This is a genomic window from Streptomyces sp. NPDC033131 (assembly GCF_055578365.1).
The window spans coordinates 112346-135778 of record NZ_JBVIPA010000010.1; the positions used below are offsets into that span (position 1 = coordinate 112346).

General features: G+C 70.5%; 25 protein-coding genes and 1 pseudogene. 17 read left to right on the forward strand and 9 right to left on the reverse strand.

Translation table 11 applies throughout. The annotated features are described in order from the left end of the window. The first annotated feature begins 16 nt into the window (after positions 1–16). From ACZ5XS_RS15530 to ACZ5XS_RS15555, 6 genes are all read left to right on the forward strand, one after another. Positions 17–355 carry a hypothetical protein gene (locus tag ACZ5XS_RS15530; protein WP_069765126.1) on the forward strand — a complete coding sequence of 113 codons (339 nt, stop codon included), beginning with the start codon at positions 17–19 and terminating at the stop codon, positions 353–355. Between the two features lie 2 nt (positions 356–357). Next, positions 358–1602, forward strand: a complete 1245-nt coding sequence (locus ACZ5XS_RS15535; protein ID WP_468651457.1) for a metal-dependent hydrolase family protein — start codon at positions 358–360, stop codon at positions 1600–1602. A 127-nt stretch (positions 1603–1729) separates the two neighbouring features. After that, positions 1730–2614 carry a TetR/AcrR family transcriptional regulator gene (locus ACZ5XS_RS15540; RefSeq protein ID WP_468651459.1) on the forward strand — a complete coding sequence of 295 codons (885 nt, stop codon included), beginning with the start codon at positions 1730–1732 and terminating at the stop codon, positions 2612–2614. Positions 2615–2827: 213 nt separating this feature from the next. Further along, positions 2828–4147, forward strand: a complete 1320-nt coding sequence (locus tag ACZ5XS_RS15545; RefSeq protein ID WP_468651461.1) for a cytochrome P450 — start codon at positions 2828–2830, stop codon at positions 4145–4147. Beyond that, a complete protein-coding gene (locus tag ACZ5XS_RS15550; RefSeq protein ID WP_468651463.1) occupies positions 4144–4332 on the forward strand; it encodes a ferredoxin in 189 nt (62 codons plus the stop codon). The genes ACZ5XS_RS15545 and ACZ5XS_RS15550 overlap by 4 nt, the downstream gene beginning before the upstream one ends. A 50-nt stretch (positions 4333–4382) precedes the next feature. Further along, positions 4383–4694 carry a DUF1330 domain-containing protein gene (locus tag ACZ5XS_RS15555; protein ID WP_468651465.1) on the forward strand — a complete coding sequence of 104 codons (312 nt, stop codon included), beginning with the start codon at positions 4383–4385 and terminating at the stop codon, positions 4692–4694. Between the two features lie 60 nt (positions 4695–4754). On the opposite strand, the gene ACZ5XS_RS15560 is transcribed toward ACZ5XS_RS15555, so the two are convergent. After that, on the reverse strand, positions 4755–5498 hold the full coding sequence (locus tag ACZ5XS_RS15560; protein ID WP_468651467.1) for an enoyl-CoA hydratase/isomerase family protein: 744 nt from the start codon (positions 5496–5498) through the stop codon (positions 4755–4757). A gap of 207 nt (positions 5499–5705) precedes the next feature. Between ACZ5XS_RS15560 and ACZ5XS_RS15565 the strand changes: the two genes are divergently transcribed. The 6 genes and pseudogenes from ACZ5XS_RS15565 to ACZ5XS_RS15590 all read left to right on the forward strand — a co-directional run bounded on the left by ACZ5XS_RS15565 (position 5706) and on the right by ACZ5XS_RS15590 (position 11971). Beyond that, complete coding sequence (locus tag ACZ5XS_RS15565) at positions 5706–7301, forward strand: AMP-binding protein (RefSeq protein ID WP_468651469.1); 1596 nt, start codon at positions 5706–5708, stop codon at positions 7299–7301. A 38-nt stretch (positions 7302–7339) separates the two neighbouring features. Continuing rightward, positions 7340–8521 (forward strand): amidohydrolase family protein, encoded by a 1182-nt coding sequence (locus tag ACZ5XS_RS15570; RefSeq protein ID WP_468651471.1) that lies wholly within the window; start codon positions 7340–7342, stop codon positions 8519–8521. Further along, positions 8518–9987: a FadD3 family acyl-CoA ligase gene (locus ACZ5XS_RS15575; protein WP_468651473.1), complete on the forward strand. Its 1470-nt coding sequence runs from the start codon at positions 8518–8520 to the stop codon at positions 9985–9987. The genes ACZ5XS_RS15570 and ACZ5XS_RS15575 overlap by 4 nt, the downstream gene beginning before the upstream one ends. A gap of 34 nt (positions 9988–10021) precedes the next feature. Continuing rightward, positions 10022–10291, forward strand: coding sequence for a chorismate mutase (locus ACZ5XS_RS15580; RefSeq protein WP_468651475.1), 270 nt, complete (start codon positions 10022–10024; stop codon positions 10289–10291). Then, positions 10291–11457: an acyl-CoA dehydrogenase family protein gene (locus ACZ5XS_RS15585; RefSeq protein WP_468651476.1), complete on the forward strand. Its 1167-nt coding sequence runs from the start codon at positions 10291–10293 to the stop codon at positions 11455–11457. Before ACZ5XS_RS15580 ends, ACZ5XS_RS15585 begins: the two co-directional genes overlap by 1 nt. 104 nt (positions 11458–11561) lie before the next feature. Beyond that, positions 11562–11971, forward strand: a pseudogene (locus tag ACZ5XS_RS15590) (PaaI family thioesterase). A gap of 14 nt (positions 11972–11985) precedes the next feature. On the opposite strand, the gene ACZ5XS_RS15595 reads toward ACZ5XS_RS15590, so the two are convergent. Continuing rightward, positions 11986–13014, reverse strand: coding sequence for a 2Fe-2S iron-sulfur cluster-binding protein (locus ACZ5XS_RS15595; protein ID WP_468651478.1), 1029 nt, complete (start codon positions 13012–13014; stop codon positions 11986–11988). A 76-nt stretch (positions 13015–13090) separates the two neighbouring features. Between ACZ5XS_RS15595 and ACZ5XS_RS15600 the strand changes: the two genes are divergently transcribed. From ACZ5XS_RS15600 to ACZ5XS_RS15615, 4 genes are all read left to right on the forward strand, one after another. Next, the gene (locus ACZ5XS_RS15600; protein ID WP_468651480.1) at positions 13091–14515 is read left to right on the forward strand and encodes a class I adenylate-forming enzyme family protein; all 1425 of its coding nucleotides are present in this window, start codon (positions 13091–13093) and stop codon (positions 14513–14515) included. Continuing rightward, a complete protein-coding gene (locus tag ACZ5XS_RS15605; protein WP_468651481.1) occupies positions 14493–15398 on the forward strand; it encodes an acyl-CoA dehydrogenase family protein in 906 nt (301 codons plus the stop codon). The genes ACZ5XS_RS15600 and ACZ5XS_RS15605 overlap by 23 nt, the downstream gene beginning before the upstream one ends. After that, entirely contained in the window at positions 15385–16482 is a 1098-nt protein-coding gene (locus ACZ5XS_RS15610) for an acyl-CoA dehydrogenase family protein (protein WP_468651483.1), read from the forward strand. Before ACZ5XS_RS15605 ends, ACZ5XS_RS15610 begins: the two co-directional genes overlap by 14 nt. A gap of 78 nt (positions 16483–16560) precedes the next feature. Then, positions 16561–17340: an enoyl-CoA hydratase/isomerase family protein gene (locus ACZ5XS_RS15615; RefSeq protein ID WP_468651485.1), complete on the forward strand. Its 780-nt coding sequence runs from the start codon at positions 16561–16563 to the stop codon at positions 17338–17340. Positions 17341–17439: 99 nt separating this feature from the next. Here ACZ5XS_RS15615 and mftD read toward each other — a convergent pair whose 3' ends face one another. The 6 genes from mftD to mftA form a co-directional block, all read right to left on the reverse strand. Next, entirely contained in the window at positions 17440–18627 is a 1188-nt protein-coding gene (gene mftD / locus ACZ5XS_RS15620) for a pre-mycofactocin synthase MftD (RefSeq protein ID WP_468651487.1), read from the reverse strand. Between the two features lie 65 nt (positions 18628–18692). Then, positions 18693–19505, reverse strand: coding sequence for a mycofactocin-coupled SDR family oxidoreductase (locus ACZ5XS_RS15625; RefSeq protein ID WP_468651489.1), 813 nt, complete (start codon positions 19503–19505; stop codon positions 18693–18695). 11 nt (positions 19506–19516) lie between these two features. Then, positions 19517–20227 (reverse strand): mycofactocin biosynthesis peptidyl-dipeptidase MftE, encoded by a 711-nt coding sequence (mftE, locus tag ACZ5XS_RS15630; RefSeq protein ID WP_468651491.1) that lies wholly within the window; start codon positions 20225–20227, stop codon positions 19517–19519. 3 nt (positions 20228–20230) lie between these two features. Further along, entirely contained in the window at positions 20231–21433 is a 1203-nt protein-coding gene (mftC, locus tag ACZ5XS_RS15635) for a mycofactocin radical SAM maturase (protein WP_468651493.1), read from the reverse strand. Continuing rightward, the gene (gene mftB, locus ACZ5XS_RS15640; protein ID WP_468651495.1) at positions 21430–21750 is read right to left on the reverse strand and encodes a mycofactocin biosynthesis chaperone MftB; all 321 of its coding nucleotides are present in this window, start codon (positions 21748–21750) and stop codon (positions 21430–21432) included. Before mftB ends, mftC begins: the two co-directional genes overlap by 4 nt. Continuing rightward, the gene (mftA, locus tag ACZ5XS_RS15645; protein ID WP_468651497.1) at positions 21740–21889 is read right to left on the reverse strand and encodes a mycofactocin precursor MftA; all 150 of its coding nucleotides are present in this window, start codon (positions 21887–21889) and stop codon (positions 21740–21742) included. The genes mftB and mftA overlap by 11 nt, the downstream gene beginning before the upstream one ends. A 117-nt stretch (positions 21890–22006) precedes the next feature. Between mftA and mftR the strand changes: the two genes are divergently transcribed. After that, entirely contained in the window at positions 22007–22630 is a 624-nt protein-coding gene (gene mftR / locus ACZ5XS_RS15650) for a mycofactocin system transcriptional regulator (RefSeq protein WP_468651498.1), read from the forward strand. Positions 22631–22632: 2 nt separating this feature from the next. Here the strand turns inward: mftR and ACZ5XS_RS15655 are convergent, their stop codons facing one another. After that, positions 22633–23400: an SDR family oxidoreductase gene (locus ACZ5XS_RS15655; protein WP_468651500.1), complete on the reverse strand. Its 768-nt coding sequence runs from the start codon at positions 23398–23400 to the stop codon at positions 22633–22635. Positions 23401–23433: the final 33 nt, after the last annotated feature.

A 23433-nucleotide genomic window follows, 5' to 3' on the forward strand; every position in this document is an offset into this window, starting at 1 on the left:
CCGGGAGACACCGACCATGGCGCAGACCTTCCCGCCCGAATTCGCCGCGCTCGAGCCCTTCGCCGACTGGGCGATCCCGACCGAGCGCGCCCGTTACGCCAAGCGCATCGCCTCCACCATGGAGGAGCTCGACGCCTTCTACAGCGTGGCGTTCCCGCTTCTGCGGGACGGCACGGCCTACCTGGAGCAGGTGGACATGACCGAGCCGGAGAACCTCTCCGAGCAGGACAAGCACCTGCTGTGGGCGTTCTGCGCGCTGGTGACCGTCGCCTTCCCCGTGGAGGCCTGGCGCCAGCCGAGGGTTCCCGACTCGGGCGCCTCCAGCATCGACGCCGTCCTCGAACCGGCGGTGTAGGCATGGCCCGGCCCCGCATGCCGTCGCCTCCCGTGCTCCTGCGCGCCGCCAGGCTGCTCGACATCGAGAAGGGGCAGTACGTCACCGAGGGCTCGGTCCTCGTCGAGGGTGAACGGATCACCGCGATCGGCCCCGACTCCCTGCCGGAGGACACGGTCGTACGCGACCTCGGTGATGTCACCTTGCTGCCAGGTCTGATGGACATGGAGGTGGACCTGGTCCTGGGCGGGGCGGACCACCACAGCCCGCTCATCCCGGTCCAGGAGGACCCGGCCGTACGGACCCTGCGCGCCGCCGCCAACGCCCGCCGGACCCTGCGCTCCGGATTCACCACCGTCCGCAACCTCGGACTGTTCGTGCAGACCGGCGGCATCCTTCTCGACGTGGCCCTGAAGAAGGCCATCGACCTGGGGTGGGTCGAGGGCCCGCGGATCGTGCCCGCCGGCCATGCGATCACACCGACCGGCGGCCACCTCGACCCCACCATGTTCCAGGCGCTCGCTCCGCACGTCATGCCGCTCACCGTCGAGGAGGGCATCGCCAACGGCGTCGACGAGGTCCGCAAGGCCGTCCGCTACCAGCTCAAGTACGGCGCCCGCGTCATCAAGGTCTGCGCATCAAACGGCGTGATGTCGCACACCGGACCAGCCGGCGCCCAGCAGTACTCCGACGAGGAACTGCGCGCCATCGTGGACGAGGCCCACCGCGCCGGCGTCAAGGTCGCCGCCCACTGCATGGGCGACCGGGCCATCCGCGCCGCCCTCGACGCGGGCATCGACTGTATCGAGCACGGCTTTCTCGCGAGCGACGAGACCTTGGACCTGATGGCGGAGCGGGGCACTTTCCTCGTCGCCACCACCTGCCTGACCGAGGCCATGGACCTCACACACGCCGCCCCCGAACTGCAGGCCAAGGCCGCCGAGGTCTTCCCGCTCGCCCGCGCCACCACCTCGCGCGCCATCGACCGCGGAGTGCGCGTGGCCCTGGGCACCGACGCTCCCGCGATCCCGCACGGCCGCGGGTCGAAGGAGCTGATCGCCCTGGTCGACCGGGGGATGACACCGCTTCAGGCGCTACGGGCCGCCACGGTCGTCGCCGCCGACCTCATCGACGCCGAGGACCGCGGCCGGCTCGACCCCGGGCTGCTCGCCGACATCGTGGCTGTCACGGGCGACCCCCTCTCCGACATCGCGGTGACCGGTGACGTCCGGTTCGTGATGAAAGGCGGGCAGGTGTACCGGGACTGAAGCCTCGCCTGGGCCCGATCCTCGCGAACACGGCCCAGACATAGGGGAGAACCTGGTTTCTGCGCACTGTCCGCGAGCCTTTTGATGGGGGAGAGGCGCGATCTCGCCCGTGCGCTAGGCTTGGGCCATGACCACGAGCGATCCGGCGCCGGAGCCCTTTTCCACCGAGACCACCGCCAGCTGGCGTGAGCTGGCCGTCGCGCGGTCCGTCGATCCCGCGCGGGTGCGGGCCGAGAAGCGCGTGCAGCGCTTTCTCGACGCGGCCCTCGAACTGCTGAGCGGCGAGTCCGGCAAGGACTTCACCGTGCAGGAAGTGGTCAAGAAGTCCGGCCAGTCACTGCGGAGCTTCTACCAGTACTTCGCTGGGAAGCACGAGCTGTTGCTCGCCCTGTTCGAGGAGTCGGTGTCCTCCACCACGGTCCGGCTGCGCGACGCGCTCGAGGAGATCGCCGATCCGCTGGAGCGTCTGCACCGCTTCACCGTCGATTACTACCGGCTGTGCCGGCCGACCGCCACGGCCCCCAAGGAGCGCACGGCGGCAACACTCGGTATGGCGGAGTTCGCCCAGCAGTTGATGACCGAGCACCCCAAGGAGGCGGCGCGCGCCTTCGGGCCCATCAACGCCCTCCTCGTCGAACTGCTCGAGGCGACGGCCGCCTCCGGTGCCGTGCGCCAGGATCTGGACCTCCGCCGCGTCGCGGGGACGGTGCTGCAGGCGACCATGTTCAGTTCCTTCGCCGTGACCATCGGCGGCCTGCACGCCGGGGACGACACAGCCGCGGAGGCCGAGGAGCTGTGGGAGCTGCTGTTCGGCGGGCTCACGGCCGAGGGCCGCAGCGCGGTCGAAGCGCCGGCCAAGGCCACCGCGAAGAGCACGGCGCCTGCGAAGCGGGCGCCCGCGGCCAAGAAGGCCCCGGCTAAGAAGACGACCGCGACCAGGAAGACCGCCGCGAAGAAGGCACCGGCCAAGAAGCCGACGACCGCGGGCACGACCGAGCGCGCTGCCGACTGACCTCCGTACCGCCTCAGCGCATCACATCAGCCCCGCGCGTACTGCACCAGCGTCCGCGCGGGGCTTTCGCGTTGCCGGCGGCGTGTACCAGGGCCGCCATGGCCGCACCGGGATGAGATTGTCGTTGTCATGTGTGAAAACGTCCTTCTCAAGGCTGTCCGGTGTTGGTAACTTCCCTACCGGGTAACGCCGATGAAGGGAGCCGTGCGGGCAGTGACGGACGATGAGACGGACTTCGAGGCAGTGGACTTCTTCCGTGACGAGAGCGTCGTCGCGGACCCGTACCCCTATTTCGACGGACTCCGCGCGCGCTGTCCGGTGCAGCGCGAGAGTCACCATGACGTGGTCATGGTGACCGGCTACGACGAGGCCGTACGGATCTACAACGACACCGAGGCGTTCTCCGCGTGCAACGCGGTGAGCGGGCCGTTCCCCGGATTCCCGGTGCCGCTCGAGGGCGACGACATCAGCGGGCTCATCGAGGCGCACCGCGACGAGCTGCCGATGAGCGACCAGCTGCCGACTCTCGACCCGCCGGTGCACACCGACCACCGGGCGCTCCTGATGCGGCTGATCACGCCGAAGCGGCTGAAGGAGAACGAGGAGGCCATGTGGCGCCTCGCCGACGGCCTGCTCGACGATTTCCTGGAGGGCGAGGGCGTTGCAGTCCCGGGTGAGTTCGTCAACGGGTTCGCCGGTCCCTTCACCTTTCTCGTCATCGCGGATCTGCTCGGCGTGCCGGAAGGCGACCGGGCGGAGATCGCCGCTTTGCTGAGACACGGTCCGGCGGACGGCGGCGGTATCGGCAGTACCGGCGAGGACACCCTCGACCGCAACCCGCTGGGGCACCTGTACGAGCGCGTCGCACGCTACGTCGAGGACCGGCGCCGTGCGCCGCGCGAGGACGTCCTCACGGGCCTGGCCACCGCCACCTTCCCGGACGGCAGGCTGCCCGAGGTCGCGGACGTCGTGCGGGTCGCCGCGAACCTGTTCGCGGCGGGTCAGGAGACCACGGTGCGCCTGCTCGGCTCCGCACTCAAGCTCATCGCCGAACAGCCGGAACTTCAGGCCCAGTTGAGGGAGCACCGCGACAGGGTGCCGCTCTTCGTCGAGGAAGTGCTGCGCACCGAGAGCCCGGTGAAGGGCGACTTCCGGCTCACCCGCGTACCCGTCACCGTCGGCGGTGTCGATCTGCCCGCGGGCACCACGGTGATGCTCCTCAACAGCGCGGCGAACCGCGACCCACGCCAGTTCGACGACCCCGCCGCGTTCGATCCCGCGCGCCCTGGGGTCCGCCGTCACATCGCCTTCGGGCGCGGACCGCACACCTGCCCGGGAGCACCGCTGGCCCGCGCGGAAGCCCGGGTGGCCATCGAACGGCTCCTCGACCGCACCACCGACATCCGCCTCTTTGAGGACCACCACGGCCCCGAGGGCGCGCGCCGCTTCCACTACGTACCGACCTTCATGTTGCGCGGACTGACCAGGCTGTTCCTGGAGTTCACGCTCGCGCCCCCGCAGGAGGCCGCGTGAAGGCCAGCGTCGACGACGAGCGCTGCCGGGGCCACGGCATCTGCGCGCTCGCCTGCCCGGAGGTGTTCACCCTCACCGATGACGGCTATGCCGAGGCGCGTGAGGGCGAGCTGCCGGCCGGGACGGAGGCGGGCGTGAAGACGGCGGCCGGGTCCTGCCCCGAGCGCGCCATCACCGTGAGCTGAGGGTCCGCCTGCACGTTCCCTGCCTTCCGTCGTACGAAGAGAGGTCCCGTATGCCCAAGGGCTATGTCATCGTCACCGAGGCCATCAAGGACCAGGCCGGAATGGATGCCTACGGCCGCGCGGCGGCGCCGTCCATGGCCGAGGCGGGCGCACGGGTGCTCGCGGTCGACGCGAGCCCGCAGATCCTGGAGGGCCAGTGGCACGAAGGGCGCACCGTCCTCGTGGAGTTCCCGTCGGTGGAGGCGGCCCAGGCCTGGTATGACTCCGCCTCGTATGCGGAGGCGAAGGTGCTGCGGCTGGCCGCGGCAGACTGCAACGGCGTGCTGCTCGCGGGGTTCGAGATGCCGCCACGCCAGAGCTGACCCTGTCGCATCGCCCTGCCCGCGCGTCCGGTTCCCGGGCAGGGCGATGGCGCGCCGCGCTCAGGGGCGGCGGCGCAGCACCTGTTCCGCGGCTTCCCAGTGCTCGTCCGCCACCCACAGCTCGGCGAACGCGTCCACGGCCTCCTGCGCGGAGACTCCGCGGACCACACGCTTGATGCTCGCCGCGGGACGATTGGCCAGCGACGCCGCCAACTGCCGCCAGCCGTCGGCGAATTCGGCTCGCGGCAGCACCAAGTCCACGAGCCCCAGCCGCTCGGCCTCGCCCGCGTCCAGAATCCGCCCCGCCCCGGCCAGCAGCAGCGCTCGTCCCGGCCCGACGAGCGTCGCCAGCCGTTCCGCGCCGCCCCACGCCGGCATGATCTCCAGGCTGACCTGGTTGAACCCGATTCGTATGTCCTCCGCGGCCACCCGGATGTCGGCTGCCACCGCGATCTCGGCACCGCCGCCGAGGGCGTGCCCGTTGAGCGCGGCGATCACCGGCGCGGGGAAGTCCGCGATCCGATCGCAGACGCCGCGCATCCGCCGGGCCATCCCGGCCGCCTCCTCGTGGGTCCGCAGGGCCGCGAGCTCCTTGAGGTCGCCGCCGGAGACGAACGCGCGGTCTCCCGCCCCCGTGATGACCAGCGCCCGCGCCCCTTGTGCCGCATCCAGGGCCTTCTCCAACTCGCCCATGGTGTCCAGGGAGATGGCGTTGCGTGCGTGCGGGCGGTTGATGGTGACGACCGCGACCGCGCCGTACAGCTCTAGCTCGACCGTCGCGACCGCGCCGTCCAGCTCGACCATGCGGAACCTCCATACCCGTGGCGTCGAGGATATTGGCATTCTCATATAACGGAAATAGCATATCCGGCGCCGGGGCGGGTCGGTCCAGGGGGCAAGATCCGACCGCCCGGGCCATGCGGGCGGCGCCCTGCCCGCACTCCCCGCACCGCCCGCCCATCGTGCCCCGGCCCGAGATCCGACCGCCAAGTCGTCAGGGGAGCGTTCGCCATGCCTGCCACGGTGCCGTCAGAGCTGTCGTACACCTTCCGCGAGATCCCGCCGGAGCTGGTCGCCCGCTACGAGGCGGAGGGCTGGTGGACCCGCGACACCATCGGCGACCTCCTGACTCGAGGGCTCGCCTTCGCTCCCGACGTCGCCTTCCGCGTGCATTCGCAAGTCCGGCCGTACGAGGGCACGTTCGCCGAAGTCGAGCGCATCGCACGGAGGTTGGCGGCGGGGCTGCGCGCCGGCGGAGTCGTCCCCGGCGACCGGATCGTGCTGCAGCTGCCGAACTGGATGGAGGCCGCGGCCGTCTTCTGGGCCTCCGCGTTCCTGGGTGCCGTCGTGGTCCCCGTCGTCCACTTCTACGGGCGCAAGGAACTGAGCTACATCCTCGACGCCACCCGCCCCAAGGTCTTCGTGACCGCCGGGAAGTTCGGCCATCTGAGCTTCGACCCGGAGGTCTGCACGGACGTGCCCGTCGTGGGTGTGGTGGGGCGTGACTTCGACGACCTGCTGGCCGGCGAACCCCTGACGGGCACCGCCGCCGTGGACCCGGCCGCGCCCGCACTGATCGCCTTCACCTCGGGAACCACCCGTGATCCCAAGGGGGTTGTACACAGCCACCGCACGCTCGGCTTCGAGACGCGACAGCTGGCCGACCTGTATCCGGCCGACCGCGGCGACCAGCTGACCGCCGCACCCCTGGGGCACTTCATCGGCATGATCAACGCGCTGCTCATCCAGGTGCTCGACGGAATGCCGGTCAACATGACCGACGTCTGGGACCCGGGGCAGGCGCTGCGTCTGATCCGCGAGGAAGGGCTCGCGGTCGGAGGGGGAGCCGCGTACTACATGTCGAGCCTGCTCGACCACCCGGACTTCACCGCCGCCGACGCCGCCCGCCTGCCGTACGCGGGCCTTGGCGGCGCCGCGGTCCCCTCGCCCGTCACCACGCGCCTGGAGGCCCTCGGCATCACGGTGTTCCGCTCATACGGATCCACCGAACACCCCTCGGCCACCGCCACCCGGGTCAGCGCGCCGGCCGCCAAGCGCCTGCACACGGACGGCGATCCGATGCCGGGTGTGGAGGTGCGCCTGGCCGACGACGGGGAGATCCTCACCCGCGGCCCCGACCTCTGCCTCGGGTACACGGACCCGGAGTTGACGGCGGCCGTGTTCGACGCGGAGGGCTGGTACCACACCGGCGACATCGGCGTGATCGATGACGACGGCTACCTCGCCATCGTCGACCGTAAGGCGGACGTCATCATCCGCGGTGGCGAGAACATCAGTGCCGTCGAGGTCGAGGAAGTGCTCCTCGGCCTCGCGGCCGTCGCCGAAACGGCCGTCGTCGCCGCGCCCGACGCCCGCCTGGGCGAGCACGCCGCCGCGTTCGTGCGCCTGCACCCCGGCCATGCGCTCCCTTCACTCGACGAGGTGAGGGCTCACCTCCAACGTGCCGGTCTGGCACGGCAGAAGTGGCCCGAGGAACTGCACGCCGTCGAGGACTTCCCGCGCACGGCGAGCGGCAAGGTCAAGAAGTTCGTGCTCCGTGCGGAACTCTCGGCGAAGGCGCGCGAGGACATTGCGGCGGAAGGTTGATGAGAATAGCATTCTCGTAATCAGTGAAGGAGGATCTCATGCCCTCGCGCGAGCTGCCGTATCCGCTCTTCGACGCGGACAACCACCTCTACGAGACCGAGGAGGCCCTCACCAAGTACCTGCCGGAGCAGTACGCGGGGGCGATCCGGTACGTCCAGGTCGACGGCCGGACGAAGATCGCAGTCCGGGGTCAGATCAGCGAGTACATCCCCAACCCCACTTTCGAGGTCGTCGCGCGGCCCGGTGCCATGGAGGAGTACTTCAAGGTCGGCAACCCCACCGGCAAGACCCGCCGGGAGATATTCGGCGAACCCATGCGCGCGATCCCGGCCTTCCGTGAACCCGGCCCGCGCCTGGAGTTGATGGACGAACTCGGCATCCAGCGCAGCCTGATGTTCCCGACCCTCGCGAGCCTGATCGAGGAGCGGATGAAGGACGACCCGGAGTTGATCCACACGGTCATCCACGCGCTCAACCAGTGGCTGCACGAGACCTGGTCCTTCAACTACGAGGACCGCATCTTCACCGTCCCGGTCATCACGCTCCCGATCGTCGACAAGGCGATCGAGGAGCTGGAATGGGTGGTGGAGCGAGGTGCCCGGGCAATCCTGATCCGTCCCGCGCCGGTGCCCGGCCCCGGTGGCATCACCCGCTCGTTCGCCCTGCCGGAGTTCGACCCGTTCTGGGAGCGGGTGGTCCACCACGACCTGCTCGTCGCCCTGCACTCCTCCGACAGCGGCTACTCGGACTACGCCAATGACTGGGAGGGCAACCAGCGGGAGTTCCTGCCCTTCAAGCCCAACGCCTTCCGGCAGATCAACGAGTGGCGGCCGATCGAGGACGCCGTCTCGTCCCTGATCTGCCACGGCGCGCTGAGCCGCTTCCCGGCGCTCAAGGTCGCCGTCATCGAGAACGGCGCGTCCTGGGTCGAGCCGCTGCTCGACCGCCTGGCCGACGTGTACAAGAAGATGCCGCACGAGTTCCAGGAGAACCCGGCCGACGTCTTCAAGCGCCACATCCACATCAGCCCCTTCTGGGAGGAGGACATGGCCGCGCTCGGCGACCTCATCGGCATCGAGCGGGTCCTGTTCGGCTCCGACTACCCGCACCCGGAGGGCCTCGCCGACCCGGTGACCTATGTCGACCACCTGGCGAAGCTGAGCGAGGAGGACAAGGCCAAGGTCATGGGCGGCAACCTGGCCCGCCTGCTCGGCGTATGAACACCACGAGCGCAAAGGGGTGGGAGAGTTGGGGCACCATCCCGCGGATGGCGCTCAGCGCGGCCGAACGGTTCGGTGACGCCGTGGCGGTCGTGGACGGGGCCACGCGCCTGAGCTTCACCGAGCTCGCGGAGCGCATCCGCAGGGCCGCTGGGGCGTATGCCTCGGCGGGCATCGGCAAGGGCGACCGCGTGGCCGTCTGGGCGCCCAACTCGGCCGAGTGGATCGTGGCCGCGCTCGGCGCGGTCACCGCGGGCGGCGTCCTGGTTCCGGTCAACACCCGGCTGCAGGAGCAGGAGGCCGACGACATCATCGGACGCAGCGGCGCGAAGCTCGTGCTCGTCCAACAGGGCTTTCTCGGGCGCGAGTTCGCCGCGCCGGCCGGCATACCGGTGATGGACCTCGGCTCGGACTTCCTGGCGAGCGGATCGCCGTACGACCGCGCATCCCGCCCCGATGACATCGCCGACGTCATCTACACCTCGGGCACCACGGGCCGTCCCAAGGGCGTGCTGATGACGCACCAACAGACGCTGCGGCTCTACGAGGAGTGGTGCCACCTCGCGGACCTGCGCGAGGGCGACCGGTATCTGGCCGTCAACCCGTTCTTCCACACGTTCGGCTACAAGGCCGGCATCATCGCCTCGCTGATCCGCGGCGCCACGATCCTCCCCTTGCCGGTCTTCGACGTGGACCGGGTGGTGGAGCTGATCCAGCGGGAGAAGATCACGATGCTGCCCGGTCCGCCGACCCTCTACCACTCGCTCCTCGAAGTGGCCGACAAGGGCGGTGACTTGTCCTCGCTGCGGGCCGCCGTGACGGGAGCCGCCGACATTCCCGTGGAGCTCATCCGGCGCGTGCGTACGCAGCTGCCCTTCCGGTCGATCATGACCGGGTACGGGCTGACCGAGGCCGGTACGGTCACCGCCTCACGCCCCGGCGACTCCTTCGAGTCCATCGCCACCACCGTCGGCACCCCGTGCGACGGCGTCGAAGTGCGCATCGCCGAGGACGGTGAGGTCCTGGTGCGCGGCTACAGCGTCATGCAGGGCTACCTCGACGACCCGACGGCCACCGCCGAGGCCGTCGACGCCGACGGCTGGCTGCACACCGGCGACCTCGGCACGCTCGACGCGGACGGACGGCTGCGGATCGTCGGCCGCAAGAAGGACATGTTCATCGTCGGCGGATTCAACGCCTACCCGGCCGAGATCGAGGGTTTCCTCCTCGAGCATCCCGCGGTCGCGCAGGCCGCTGTCATCGGGGTGCCGGACGAGCGCCTCGGTCAGGTGGGCAAGGCGTTCGTCGTCACGCGTTCCCCCGTAGCGCAGGAGGAACTGCTCGCCTGGAGCCGGGAGCGGATGGCCGGGTACAAGGTGCCCAGATCCGTGGAGTTCCGGACCGAGCTGCCGCTGAACGCGTCCGGGAAGGTCATGAAGGACCAGCTGACCATCGCCAAGACCTGAAGGACCAACCGCACATCGCCAAGGGAGGGCCTCAGTGACGACACATGTGGTCGAGACGACAGGGCGCGGCCATGCCTGCGCCGACCTCGCCGCACTCGACGACCAGATCATCGCGCTGCTCGCGCGGCGCCGCGAGCTCGCCCAGGGCCTGCCCATGCCCCCGGGCCCGCGCGCCGTCGACCCGGCCTACACCGGCGCCGTACGCGACACGACCCTGCGCTACGTCGACGGGCTCGGCAGCGGAGGCGAACTCGTGGCCCGGTCCGTGCTCGTGCTGTGCCATCCGGGCGGCGAGCGGGACTGATGGACTTCGAACTCGGCGAACAGCAAAGGGACATCCAGACGGCCGTCCGCGATCTGGCCCGCACCTTCACCCCCGACTACTGGGCCGAACACGACCAACGCGCCGAATTCCCCTGGGAGTTCTACGAGGCCTTCGCGAAGGCGGGCTGGCTCGGCATCGCCGTCCCCGAGGAGTACGGGGGCGGCGGACTCGGCGTCCTGGAGGCCTCGCTGCTCCTCGAGGAGGTCGCGGCATCGGGTGCCGGCATGAATGGCTGCTCCACCATGCACCTGACCATCTTCGGCCTCAACGTCCTGGCCAAGCACGGCAGCGAGGCACTCCGTCGTGCCGTACTGCCGCAGGCGGCCACAGGCGAACTGCATGTGTGCTTCGGCGTCACGGAACCCGACGCGGGCACCGACACCACCCGCATCTCCACCTTCGCGCGCCGCGAAGGCGACCACTACATCGTCCACGGCCGCAAGGTGTGGATCACCAAGGCGGGCGACTCGCAGAAGATGGTGCTGCTCGCCCGTACGACCCCGCGCGATGAGGTGGCCAAGCCCACGCACGGCCTGTCGGTGTTCCTCGCGGATGTCGACCGCGGCGCCGTGGAGATCCGGCCCATCCCGAAGATGGGCCGCAACGCCGTGGCGTCGAACGAGATCGTGATCGACGGTCTGAAGGTGCCGGTCAGCGCCCGGATCGGCGAGGAAGGGGAGGGATTCAAGTATCTCCTTGACGGCCTCAACCCCGAACGGATCCTCCTCGCCCACGAGGCCCTGGGCCTCGGCCGGGCCGCCCTCGACGTGGCGACCCGTTACGCGGGCGAGCGGATCGTCTTCGAGCGCCCGATCGGCCAGAACCAGGGCATCGCCTTCCCGCTGGCCGAGGCCCTGACCCGCCTCGACGCGGCCCGGCTCATGGCCCGCAACGCCGCCTGGCGCTACGACCGCGGCCTGGACTGCGGACGCGAGGCCAACATGGCGAAGTTCCTGTGCGCGGACGCCGGCTTCCAGGCCGCGGACCGCGCCGTGCAGACCCTGGGCGGCATGGGATACGCCCGCGAGTACCACGTCGAGCGCTACTTCCGGGAGTCCCGACTGCTTCGCCTCGCGCCCGTGAGCCAGGAGATGGTGCTCAACTACGTGTCCCAGCACGTGATGGGGCTGCCCCGGTCGTACTGAAGGTCAGGCCCGGACTCGCATCTGTCGCCGGTGTCCATCTGCCACCGGTGTCAATGACTCCTGGGGTAATCGACCACGGATTCGGTCCCGGCCACCGTGGTGTCATGGCCTCCGACCTGACCCGCCCCGCCGACCTCCTGGCCGCCATGCCGTTCGCCAACGGGCTGGGAATCGACCTCACCGGGGCGACCGCCGAGCACGCGAGCGGCACCCTGTCCTGGTCCTCCGACCTGTGCACGGCCGGCGCGACGCTCCACGGCGGTGTGCTGATGACTCTCGCGGACACGGTCGGCGCCGTGTGCGCCTACCTGAATCTGCCGCAGGGTGCCGACAGTTCGACCGTCGAGTCAAGGACCAATTTCTTCCGCCCGGTCCGCGCGGGCACCGTTGAGCAGTGGCCCGCCCTCTGCACGTCGGGCGGTCCTTCATCGTCGTGCAGACCGATGTGTTCAAGGTGCGAGGACGGGTGCTGGTGGGCCAGACCACGCAGACTCAAACGGTGCGCACGCGCTGACGCCCGGGCGACGTTCACTCGTACTCGACCGTCACCGACGGCGTTTCGGGTACCCCCTGGCAGGTGAGCACATAGCCCTCCGCCACCTCGTCGTCCTCCAGAACGTCATTCACTCGCATGCGCACCGATCCTTCGGTGACCTTTGCCATGCACGTGGCACAGTTTCCGGCCTCGCAGGAGAACGGTGGGGTCAGGCCCGCTCGGCGGGCGGTCTGCAGAAGCGTCTCGCCGGGGTGGGCGGGTACCGCGACCCGTTGGTTGCCCAGACGGATCGATATGGTCCCCGGTGCCGCGGCCGTCGGAGCGGGCGGGGCAGCCGTCGCGGGCGGAGGGGCGGCAGGAGCTGCCGCGCCGAACCGTTCGCTGAACAACTTTCCGCCGCCCGGAAGCGCCGACTCGACGAGTTCCATGAAGGGCTCGGGGCCGCACACGTACACGTCCGCGTCGCCGTCCGCACCCACGAACTCCTTGACCCGGGCCTGATCCAGCAGGCCCTGATCCGCGTCCAGATGACGTACGACTGTGAGCCTTCCGGGATAGCGCAGCACCAGCTCGTCGAGGGCCGAAGCGAAGATCATCGCGTCCCGCGTACGGTCGGCGCACAGCAGCCTGACTTTGCGTCGCGTACCGGCGAGTGCGCTCTTGGCCAGCGAGAACACGGGCGTGAGGCCGCTGCCGCCGGCGAATCCGAGCAGCGGGACCTCGCTGTCGCGCAGGCAGAACCGGCCCCGGGGCTGGGTGAGTTCGAGCGTGTCGCCTTCGCGCGCGTGGTCGCCCAGCCAGTTCGAGACCTTGCCGCCCGGCACCCGCTTCACCGTGGTCATCAGCTCGCCGTCCGTCTCCGGCGCACTCGACATCGAGTACGAACGCAGCAGGTGCCGCCCGTCCACCCGCACGCGGAACGTGCAGAACTGCCCTGCGCGATAGGAGAAATCGCCACTGTGCGGACGAAGCGTGTACGTGGTGGTGTCGGCGGTTTCCCGGACGATCCGGGTGATCGTCGCGCGGTGGAAGGCAGCAGGCGCGGGCGAGGGGGTCGGCACGGGCGGCCTCCTTCTGGTATGAAAGTTCTATCGCTTTGAGAATAACGTTCTCGCAGTCGAGATGGGAGCCTCTCACATGCAGACGTCCGGCGCGCAGGACGAGGCAGCCCTGGCCTTCGAGGAGGAGACGTACAGCCGCGGCCGGCTCGAGGCCCTCGCCGGCTCACTCGCCGCGACCCTGGTGCGCCGAGGGGTGCGCCCGGGCGAGCGGGTGGCGCTCATGTCCTCGAACCGGCCGGAGTTCGTGGTGGCCGTCCATGCCGTGTGGAAGGCGGGAGCCGCGGTCGTCCTCATCAGCCCGGCGTGGAAGAGGTCCGAGGTCGAGCATGTCCTGGCGGTCACCCGTCCCGTGGACGCGCTCGGCGACCAGCAGGTGCTCGCCGACCTGATGCCCATGCTGCACCTGGACGAGGTGACGCTTGCCGGGGACGGCGTGGGGGAGTTCCCCCCGCTTGATCCGGCCGCCGATGCCGTCCTCGTCTTCAGCTCGGGCACGACCGGACTGCCGAAGGCCGTACGTCACACTCATGCGTCGTTCGCCGCGGCGATACGGCACTGGACGGACGCCCTCCAACTCACCGGGCAGGACCGCCTCCAGGTGACCACCCCGCCCTCGCACATCCTCGGCCTGCTCAACATCGAGACGGCGCTCGCCGTCGGTGCGTGGGTGCGGCTGCATCGCCGCTTCGATCTGGACCGGGTCCTCGAACGGATCGAGAAGGACCGGATCACCGTCGAGATGGCCGTCGCGCCGATCGCCCTGGCAATGGCGAGACACTCGGACCTGGAGTCGTACGATCTGTCCTCGCTGCGGTTCATCATGTGGGGCGCGACACCCGTGACGGCCGGCGTCGCCGACGAGGTCACCCGCCGTACGGGGGTCGGCTGGGTGCCCGCATACGGGGCCAGCGAACTGCCCGTCATCGCCTGCAATCCCCTTCAAGGCGCGCGGCTCGACAGTGTGGGGCGGGCGGTGCCGGGCGTACGGGTGCGGGTCACGGACCTGGAGACGGGACGCGTCCTCGGGGTCGGCGAGACCGGAGAGATCGAGCTCAAGTCGCCCTCCTTGATGGCGGGTTACCTGCCCGCCGAAGCAACCCACGAGGCCTTCCGGGACGGCTGGTACCGGACCGGTGACGTCGGGCGCGTGGACGGCGAGGGATGGCTGTACCTCACGGACCGCTCCAAGGAGATGATCAAAGTCCAGGGATTCCAGGTCGCACCTGCCGAGGTCGAGGGCGTGCTCCTCGGCCATCGGGCCGTGGCCGACTGCGCCGTCTACGGCGTATCCGCCGATGCGGGCTCGGAGTTGGTGATCGCCGCCGTCTCCAGGCGTGCACCGGTGACGGAGGACGACCTGATCGCCTACGTCGGCGAACGCCTGGCCACGTACAAACGGCCGCACGAGGTCGTGTTCGTGGACGAGATACCCCGCCTTCCGTCAGGGAAGGTCCTGCGCCGAGTCCTGAAGGAGCGTCATGGACGCACGGCTGACCAGTGAGCAGCAGTGGCTGAGGGAGGCGGCCGGGAAACTGGCCGCGGACCTCGGACCGGGGTCGGTCCTCGACCTGGACGACGAAGCGCGCCTCACCCGCCTGGAGAAGGCCGTCGCCGACACGGGCTGGCGCCGGCTGCGCTCCGACGGCGCCACCGGTGTCGAAGTCGCCCTGGTCGCCGAGGAGTTCGGGCGCGGCCTGATCGACGTGCCGTATCTCGGTCCGGTGCTCGCCGACGAACTGCTCCCGGCCGCACCCGCGGACCGCACCGCCTGGACGCTCGCGGTCAACGGCGAGGCCGTCGACGCGCGGGGCATGCGACGCGCGGTCGAGCTGCGGGACACCATCCCCTTCGCGGGCGCGTTGGAGGACGCGGTACGCACCGCTGATCTCACGCGCTCGGGCAGCGAACTCGTCGGCGCACCAGAGCCGCTGCCCGCGCTCACCGAAGAGCGGGCCGCTCGCTTCCACGCCCTCGCGCTCGTCGCGACCTCCGCCGACCTGCTCGGAGCCGCCCGCGGAGCGCACGCGCTGGCCTGCGAATACGCCAAGATCCGCGAACAGTACGGGCATTCCATCGGCTCCTACCAGGCCGTGTCGCACCCGCTCGCCGAGGGCCTCGCCCTCATCGAGGGCTCCACCAGCGTGCTGCGGTACGCGGCCTGGGCCGTCGACGAGACCGGCCCGGACGAGGCGCTGCGATCCGCCCGTATCGCGAAGGTCTACTGCGCACGCGCCGCGCGCACCGTGTGCGAGACCGCGATCCAGGTGCACGGCGGCATCGGCAACACCTGGGAGTGCCTGGCCCATGTGTACCTGCGGCGCGTGCTCACGTCGAGCGAGCTGTTCCCCGTACGCCTGGAGGAGATCGACCTTGGACTATCGTGACGCACCCGAAGAGGCCGCGTTCCGCGGCCGGTTGCGGACCTGGCTGAAGGACAACGCCGGGCGGTTCCCCGCCTCGGGAGCCGGCGAGGACTACTGGTCCCGGCAGGGCGACTGGCACCAGGCCCTGTACGCCGCCGGGTTCTTCGGCCTCACCTGGCCGCGCGCGTACGGCGGCCACGAGCTGCCCCCGGTGTACGACGTGATCCTCGACGAGGAACTCGCCCGCGCCGGAGCCCGCCCGCGCCCCAGCCTCGGCTATCTCGTCCAGGGCCTGGGGCGGCACGGCAGCGAGGAACTGCGCCGCCGGTTCCTGCCCGGCATGATCGACGGAACGGAACGCTGGTGCCAGGGCTTCAGCGAACCCGGAGCAGGCTCCGACCTCGCCTCCCTCACCACCACGGCCGCGCGCGACGGCGACACGTATCTCCTCAACGGCCGCAAGATCTGGACCAGTTACTCGGACGTCGCCGACTGGTGCCTGATGCTGGCCCGCACTGATCCGGACGTGCCGCGCCACAAGGGCATCTCGGCGTTCGTCGTCGACATGCACCAAGAAGGCATCCAGCAGCGGCCACTGAAGATGATCAACGGGGTCACGAGCGAATTCGGACAGCTCGTCATCGACGGTGCGCGAGTTCCCGCGGACCGCATGGTCGGCGCCCCCGGTGAAGGCTGGGCCCTCGCCATGACCGTGGTCGGCCATGAGCGCGAACCTGCCGAACTCGGCTTCACCGCCCGCTACGGCAAGCTCGTGCGCGCCCTCGCCCGGCGCGCACCGGAGACCGAGCCGTCCGACGAACTGCGCTGGGCGGCGGTCCAGGCCGAGATGCTCCGGCTCCACCTGCGCCGCCGCCTGTCCGAACGACTCGACGGCGTGTCCCACGGACCCGCGGGCTCCCTCGACAAACTCCTGATGACCTGGGTCGAACAGGACGTCGGCCACGCCGCACTCGCCGTCGGCGGCACACGCGATCCGGAGCTGTTCGCCGAGTACCTCTACAGCCGTTCCCAGAGCGTCATGGGCGGCACCTCGCAGATCCAGAAGAACATCATCGCCCGCCGGATCCTGGGACTCGGGGGCTGACATGACCTGCTCGACCTGGAGGCTGACAGACCGGCGCGGCCTGGAGGGTGACATGACCTGCCGGACCTGGAGGTTGACATGACCGGCCCGCTGTACGACCTGCCGCCCGAGATCGACGTACGCGCCGAGGGACCGCTGCGTGTGATCACCCTCAACCGGCCCGACGCCCTCAACGCCGTCAATGACGCCCTGCACACCGGACTCGCCCGACTGTGGCCGCAGTTGAGCGACGACCACGAGGCTCGCGCCGCCGTGCTCACCGGGAGCGGACGCGCGTTCTCCGCCGGCGGCGACCTCACCTACCTGGACCAGCTGAGCAACGACCCCGGGCTGCGCACGCGCACCATCGCCCACGGCCGTGACCTCGTCCTCGGCATGGCGCGCTGCCGCGTCCCGGTGGTCGCCGCCGTCAACGGACCTGCGGTCGGGCTCGGGTGCAGCCTGATCGCGCTCAGCGACATCGCCTACATCCACGAGAACGCCTATCTGGCCGACCCGCACGTCCAGATCGGACTGGTCGCCGCCGACGGCGGCCCGCTCACCTGGCCGCTGCACACGAGCCTGATGCTCGCAAAGGAGTACGCCCTCACCGGCGCCCGCATCCGCGCCGACAAGGCCGTCGCCATAGGCCTCGCGAACCACGTCAGCGCGGACCCGCTTTCCGACGCCCTCGACTGCGCCAAGCGCATCGCGGGCCTGCCGCGGCAGGCCGTCGAGGCCACGAAGCGGCTGCTCAACCTGCACCTGGAACGCGCGGTCCTGGCCACCCTCGACTTCGCAACCACCGCCGAGTACCAGTCCTTCCAGACCGAGGACTTCCGGCAGACGCTCTCCGGGCTCCTGGCGAAGGACGCCTGAGCGCGGCGAACGGCATGCGAGCTGAGGAGCATGCGGCGAACGGTGCACCGCATCGCGGTACGCTCCTCAGCTCGCATGAGCGCTGAGCGCTTCGCGTTGCTACTCTGCGCCCAGCCTGCGCACAAACCCCTCCGGTACGAGCACATCCTCGCGCCCGAGTTCCCGTACCGACGCGCGCCCGAGCCCGAGCAGCGCCGAGTCGATTCCGGAGCGCAGGATGTCGAGCACGTTCTCCACGCCGGCCTGACCGTTCGCCGCGAGGCCCCACAGATACGCGCGGCCGATCATCACCGCCCGCGCGCCGAGCGCGAGCGCCTTGACCACGTCGGCGCCGCGCCGCACACCTCCGTCGAGCACGATCTCCACCCCGTCGCCGACCGCCTCGGCCACCGCCGGCAGGGCGCGGATCGCGGCAGGGGTGCCGTCGAGGTTGTTGCCACCGTGGTTGGAGACGGACAGGGCGGTGACGCCCGCGTCGGCGGCACGTTTGGCGTCGTCGATCCGTGTGATGCCCTTGAGCATGAAAGGAGCGTCCCACTGCTTGACCAGCCAGGCCAGGTCCTCCCAGGTGGGGGGCGGGGTCTGCATCCACTCGCCGTACGCGCCGAAGAATCCGGGCACTTCGGCGTCCGGGCCCTGCGTCATGTTCGGCACGGACAGTTCGGGCAGCCGGCGGGCCTTCGCGTAGGCGGCCAGCCAGCGCGGGTGGGTGAGGGCCTGGGGCGCGTACCGGATCATCGCGCGTACGTCGATCCGCTCGGGGATCGCCGGGCTGCCCCAGTCTCGGCCCTGTGAGAACGACCAGTCCAGAGTGAGGATCAGGCCCGTCGCACCGGCGGCGCGGGCGCGCTCCATGCGGTGCAGGATCTGCTCGCGGGTGCCGGACCAGTAGATCTGGAAGAACGTCCGCGGGTTCGCCGCCACCACGTCCTCTACGGGCTTCGATGCGAACGAGCTCAGCCCGAGCGCCGTGCCGCGGGCCGCCGCCGCGCGGGCGACGGCCAGTTCCCCGTCGGGGTGCACGGCCTGTACTCCGGTCGGGGAGCAGATCACGGGGAGTGCGAGTTCCTGTCCCATGACGGTGGTCGTCAGATCGCGCTGTGCGGCGAGGCCCGCCACGTGCGGGGCGAAGCCCAGTTCGCCGAAGGCCACCTGGTTGTCCTTGAGGGTGAGGCCGCCTTCGGAGCCTCCGATCAGCGCGCCGTACACGGCGGGCGGCAGTCGGCGGAGGGCGCGTCGCTGCGCCTCGGCGACCGTCTCGAACCAGGGGTTGCCGAGCAAGGCCATGAGGAGTCCCTTCTACGTACGCAGAGGTGTGCAGGGGTGGTGTGCGGGTCGGAGATGACCGGTTCTCAGAGGGCTAACCCCGCGTCGACCGGGACGACCGCCCCGGTCATGCCGCTGCTGCCGGGCCCGGCGAGGAACGCGAGGACCTCGGCGACCTCGGCCGGATCGAGCAGGCGGCCCATGGGTTGCTGGGCGGCGAACGACTCACGGTCCGGCAGGTCGTACAGGCGGGCACTCTGGGCGAGGATCGGGGTGGCCGTGGAGCCCGGGCTGACGGCGTTGGCGGTCACGCCGGTGCCGCCCAACTCCATGCCCAGGGCACGGATCAGACCCGCCACGCCCGCCTTGGCCGCGCAGTAGGCGGCGAGCATCGGCAGACCTCGCGTGGCCGCGGCCGACGCCACGGCGAGGAAGCGGCCCTGCCGGGGTTCCGGCCTGCGCAGCAACGCGGGCAGTGCGGCCCGGGCGAGGTTCAGGACGCCGCCCAGGTCGATGTCGAGCACCGCGCGTTCCTGCGCGGGCGGCACCTCCCACAGCGGTACGCCGCCTGCGATCACACCAGCGCAGGCGATCGCCGCGTCGAGGCCGCCCCAGTGTCGCTCGGCCTCGGAGACGGCCTCCGCCAGAGCCGCAGGATCCCGTACGTCGGCGACGAAGGGCCGTACACGTTCGGGTGGGCCCGCCCGCGTCGCCACCGCGTCGAGCTCCGCCTTGGTGGCCATCGGATACGGCAGATCCGGGTCGTCACAGGCCAGATCCACGGCGAGCACGGACCAGCCACGGGCGGCGAGTGCCGCCACCGTGGCGGCGCCGATCCCGCGGCCGGCACCGGTGACGAGTGCGACGCCGGGCCTCGTACCGCCCGGACCGTTCGTCATGTGTGTCCGGCTCACGGTGCCACCGCCTGCCGGCCGGCGCGCCAACGGGAGACCTGCGCGACGAGCTCGTCGGTCAACTCCCGCAGCAGCTCCGTGCCTTCGGCCGCGGTGGCGCCTGCGGGATCCCCCAGAACCCCGTTCTCGCTCGCCGCGCGCACGCCTCCTGCCCGCAGGGTCGGCATCAGTTCGGCCAGCGGACGGGAGTTGCCCGCGGCGGCTTCACGCATCCGCAAACGGCCCGGGTGCAGGGCGAGTTGCAGTGACGTCTCCGTACGCCCGGCGTGTGCGTCACCGCCGCGCCATGACGGTAGGAAGACGGTCACATCACGCGATTCTGCCCGCAGCCGGGCAACGGCTCGGTCCACCGGCTCGGCGTTGCCGCCGTGCGCCGAGACGAGCAGCACGTGCTCGAAAGTGTCGGTGGCGCTGCGTACCAGCTCGACCAGGAGGAGTTCGAGCGCCTCCTGCCCGATGGACAGCGTCCCGGGGAACCCGGCGTGCTCGCCGCTGGAGCCGTACGGGACGCAGGGCGCCACCAGCACGTCATCCCGCGCCCGAGCCAGGCGTTCGCACAGCGCGAGCGCGATGTCCGCGTCCGTGGACAGCGGCAGATGCGGGCCGTGCTGTTCGGTGGATCCGACCGGCACGGCAAGCAGAGCGCCCTGGGCGGCGTGCCGTCGCACCTCGGGCCAGGTCAGGTCCGACAGCTGCCGTCCGGACATGGCTCACGGCTCCGGTACGAACCCGGCGAGCGGGCTCTCGTCGCAGGCCCGGTCGGGGGCGTTCAGCCGCTCGGGGCGACGGCCGATCGTCACCGGGACCGGGCGCGAACGGTGCGAATGGTCCTGGGAAGGGCGGGGCGCCGTCCCCACCGCGTTCGCCAGCGCCACCTGCCCGTGCCCCTTGACGCACTCGGGATCCGGCCCGTCGAGGGGCAACCCCGTGAAGAACTTCGCCGCCATGCAGCCGCCGCGGCAGGAGGCGTACGCGGAGCAGGACGTGCACGCCCCGCCGGACTGGGGGCTGCGCAGTTCCTCGAACAACTCGGAGTGCCGCCAGATGCGTTGGAAGCCACCCGGCGAGCGGACGTTGCCCGCGAGGAAGCTCTCGTGGATCGCGAACGGGCAGGCGTACACATCGCCGACCGGATCGATCAGGCACACCACGCGGCCCGCCCCGCACAGGTTCAGGCCGGGCAGGGCCCCGTCGCCATAGCCGGACAGGTGGAAGAACGAGTCCCCGGTGAGCACCGACTCGCCGTGGCTCAGGAGCCACTCGTACAGCTCGCGCTGCTGCTCGGGCAGCGGGTGCAGCTCGCTCCAGGTGTCCGCGCCCCGGCCCGCGGGCCGCAGCCGGGTGATGCGCAACTGGGCGCCGAACCGGTCGGAAAGGTCCTTGAACGCGTCGAGCTGGCCGATGTTGTGACGGGTCATCACCACAGACAGCTTGAAGCCCTCGAATCCGGCGTCGCGGAGGTTGGTCATGGCGCGCAGCGCGGTGTCGTACGAACCGGCCCCGCGGACCGCGTCGTTGACCTCGGCGGTGGCCCCGTCGAGTGAGATCTGCACGTCGACGTAGTCGCTCGCGGCGAGCCGGCGGGCTGCGTCGGGGGTGATCCTGACGCCGTTGGTGGAGAACTTGACGCCGACGTGGTGCCGTGTCGCGTAGTCGATCAGCTCGAAGAAGTCGGGGCGCACGGTCGGTTCTCCGCCGCCGATGTTGACGTAGAAGACCTGCATGCCTTCCAGCTCGTCGATCACCGCCTTGCACTCGGCGGTGGTCAGCTCGCGCGGGTCGCGGCGGCCGGAACTGGACAGGCAGTGCACACACGCCAGGTTGCAGGCGTAGGTCAGCTCCCAGGTCAGACAGATCGGGGCCGCGAGACCGTCCTCGAAGTGCTCGATGAGGGACGCCGATGCGAGGCTCATGCGGGGGACCTCCCTTCGCTGCGGGGGCAGATCATGTCCGAGGCCGCCAGGCCTGCCAAGGCGCGGTCGAACAGTGGCAGGTCCTGCTCTCTGACTCCCGCGGCGAGACAGGCCGAGCGGGCGCTGATCTCCTGGTCGAGTGCGCGGACCACGTCGAGCAGAGTGCGGTTCTTCAGGAAGGAGAGCCGCCGCGTCCCGAAGTGGTAGAGCAGCGCGCCGAACCGCTCGGGACGGATGGCCGCCCGGGGGTGCAGCCGCCAGGGGGCGTCGAGGTCGAAGGCGGGGCTTTTGCCGGCGCCCGCCGGGTCAGTAGACACCGCACATGCCGTCGATCGAGATCTCTTCGACCAGGACGTCCTCGGCCAGGGGTTCGGTGTCCTCGGGGGCTGCGGGGCCGTCCGGTTCGGGGTGTGCGGGGCGCTCGTCGAGGGCGAGCGTTTCAGGTTCGTGGGCCATGTCCGTGCTCCTCAGGAGGATGCGCGCAGTCTTTTTGGCACTCTGTGACGAATACTCGGAACCGTAACGTCACCCTGTGACATAATCAATACGATGGAGCGAAGTCAGGGCAGGGTAGTGTCGGTTGACGACGTCGGCGCCAAGGGGGAGCGGCCCCGTGGGCGGCCGCGCGGCACCAGCGCACGTGCCCTCGACCTGATCGCGCTGCGCCTGTTCAGCGAACGCGGCTTCGACCGGGTCACGGTCGACGACATCGCCGCCGAGGCGGGCGTGACCCGCCGTACCTTCTTCCGCTACTTCGAGTCCAAGGCGGCCGTCCTCTGGCACGGCTGGGACGCTGAAGTAGCGAGGTTGCAGCGGGCGCTGGACCAGGTCGAGGAGGAAGTCCCGCTGATGCAGGCGGTGCGCCAGGCCGTCGTGGACGCCAACCGCACGCGCGGCGGAGACCCCGCCGAACTGCGCACCCGCATGACGCTGCTGACCGCCTCCGAGGCGCTGATGGCCAGCGCGGCTCCGCACTACGAGGCGTGGGGCCGGGCTATCGGCGAGTACGCCGCGCGCCGGCTCGGCGTACCGGCCGACACGCTCATCCCGCTGGCGATCGGACGTACCACGGTCGCGGCCTGCCGTGCCGCGTACGACTGCTGGCTCGCCGAGCCGGAGAGTGACCTGACGGTCTGGCTGGACGAGGCGCTGGGTGCGCTGGGCAGCGGGTTCCTGCCCCAAGAGGGCTCCCCCTAGGTCTACTTGGGCGGGAAGCGCAGCGCCCCGTCCAGCCGGATCACCTCGCCGTTGAGATAGTCGTTCTCGGCGATGTGCTGGACCAGCTGCGCGTACTCGGCCGGGCGCCCCATCCGCCTCGGATGCGGGACCTGGGGACCCCAGTACGCCTCGAGCTTGTCGCCGGCCTGTCCGTACGCGGGCGTGAGGAAGGTGCCGGGCGCCACGGTGACGACACGGATGCCCAGCGGGGACAGGTCGCGGGCCGCGACCAAGGTCATGGCGACGACGCCGCCTTTCGCCGCGGCGTACGGGAGTTGGCCGATCTGCCCCTCGTACGCGGCGATGGACGCGGTGTTGACGATGACGCCGCGCCCCGACTGTCCGTCCTGCGGTTCCTGGCGAGCCATCGCGGCGGCGGCCAGCCGCATCACGTTGAAGACGCCGGTCAGGTAGATGTCGACGGTGCGGCGGAAGCCGTCCAGGTCGAGCGGGGTGCCGTCCTTGCCGACCAGGCGGCCGCCGGAGGCCGGGCCCCCGTGCGCGTCGACCGAGATGCGCAGCTCTCCCAGAGCCTCGGCCTCGGCCAGTGCCGCCTGCACGTCCGCCTCGCTGGTCGCATCGGTGCGTATGTACCGCACCCCCAACTCCTGTTCGAGGGCCTTGCCCTTCTCGTCGGCGAGGTCGGCCACGACGACTTTGGCGCCCGCCTCGTGCAGCCGGCGGACGGTGGCCTCGCCCAGGCCGCCCGCACCACCCACCACGACCGCGGACCTCCCGCTGATGCGCATACGTGCTCCCCACTCTTGAAAGTGCGGCTCTTG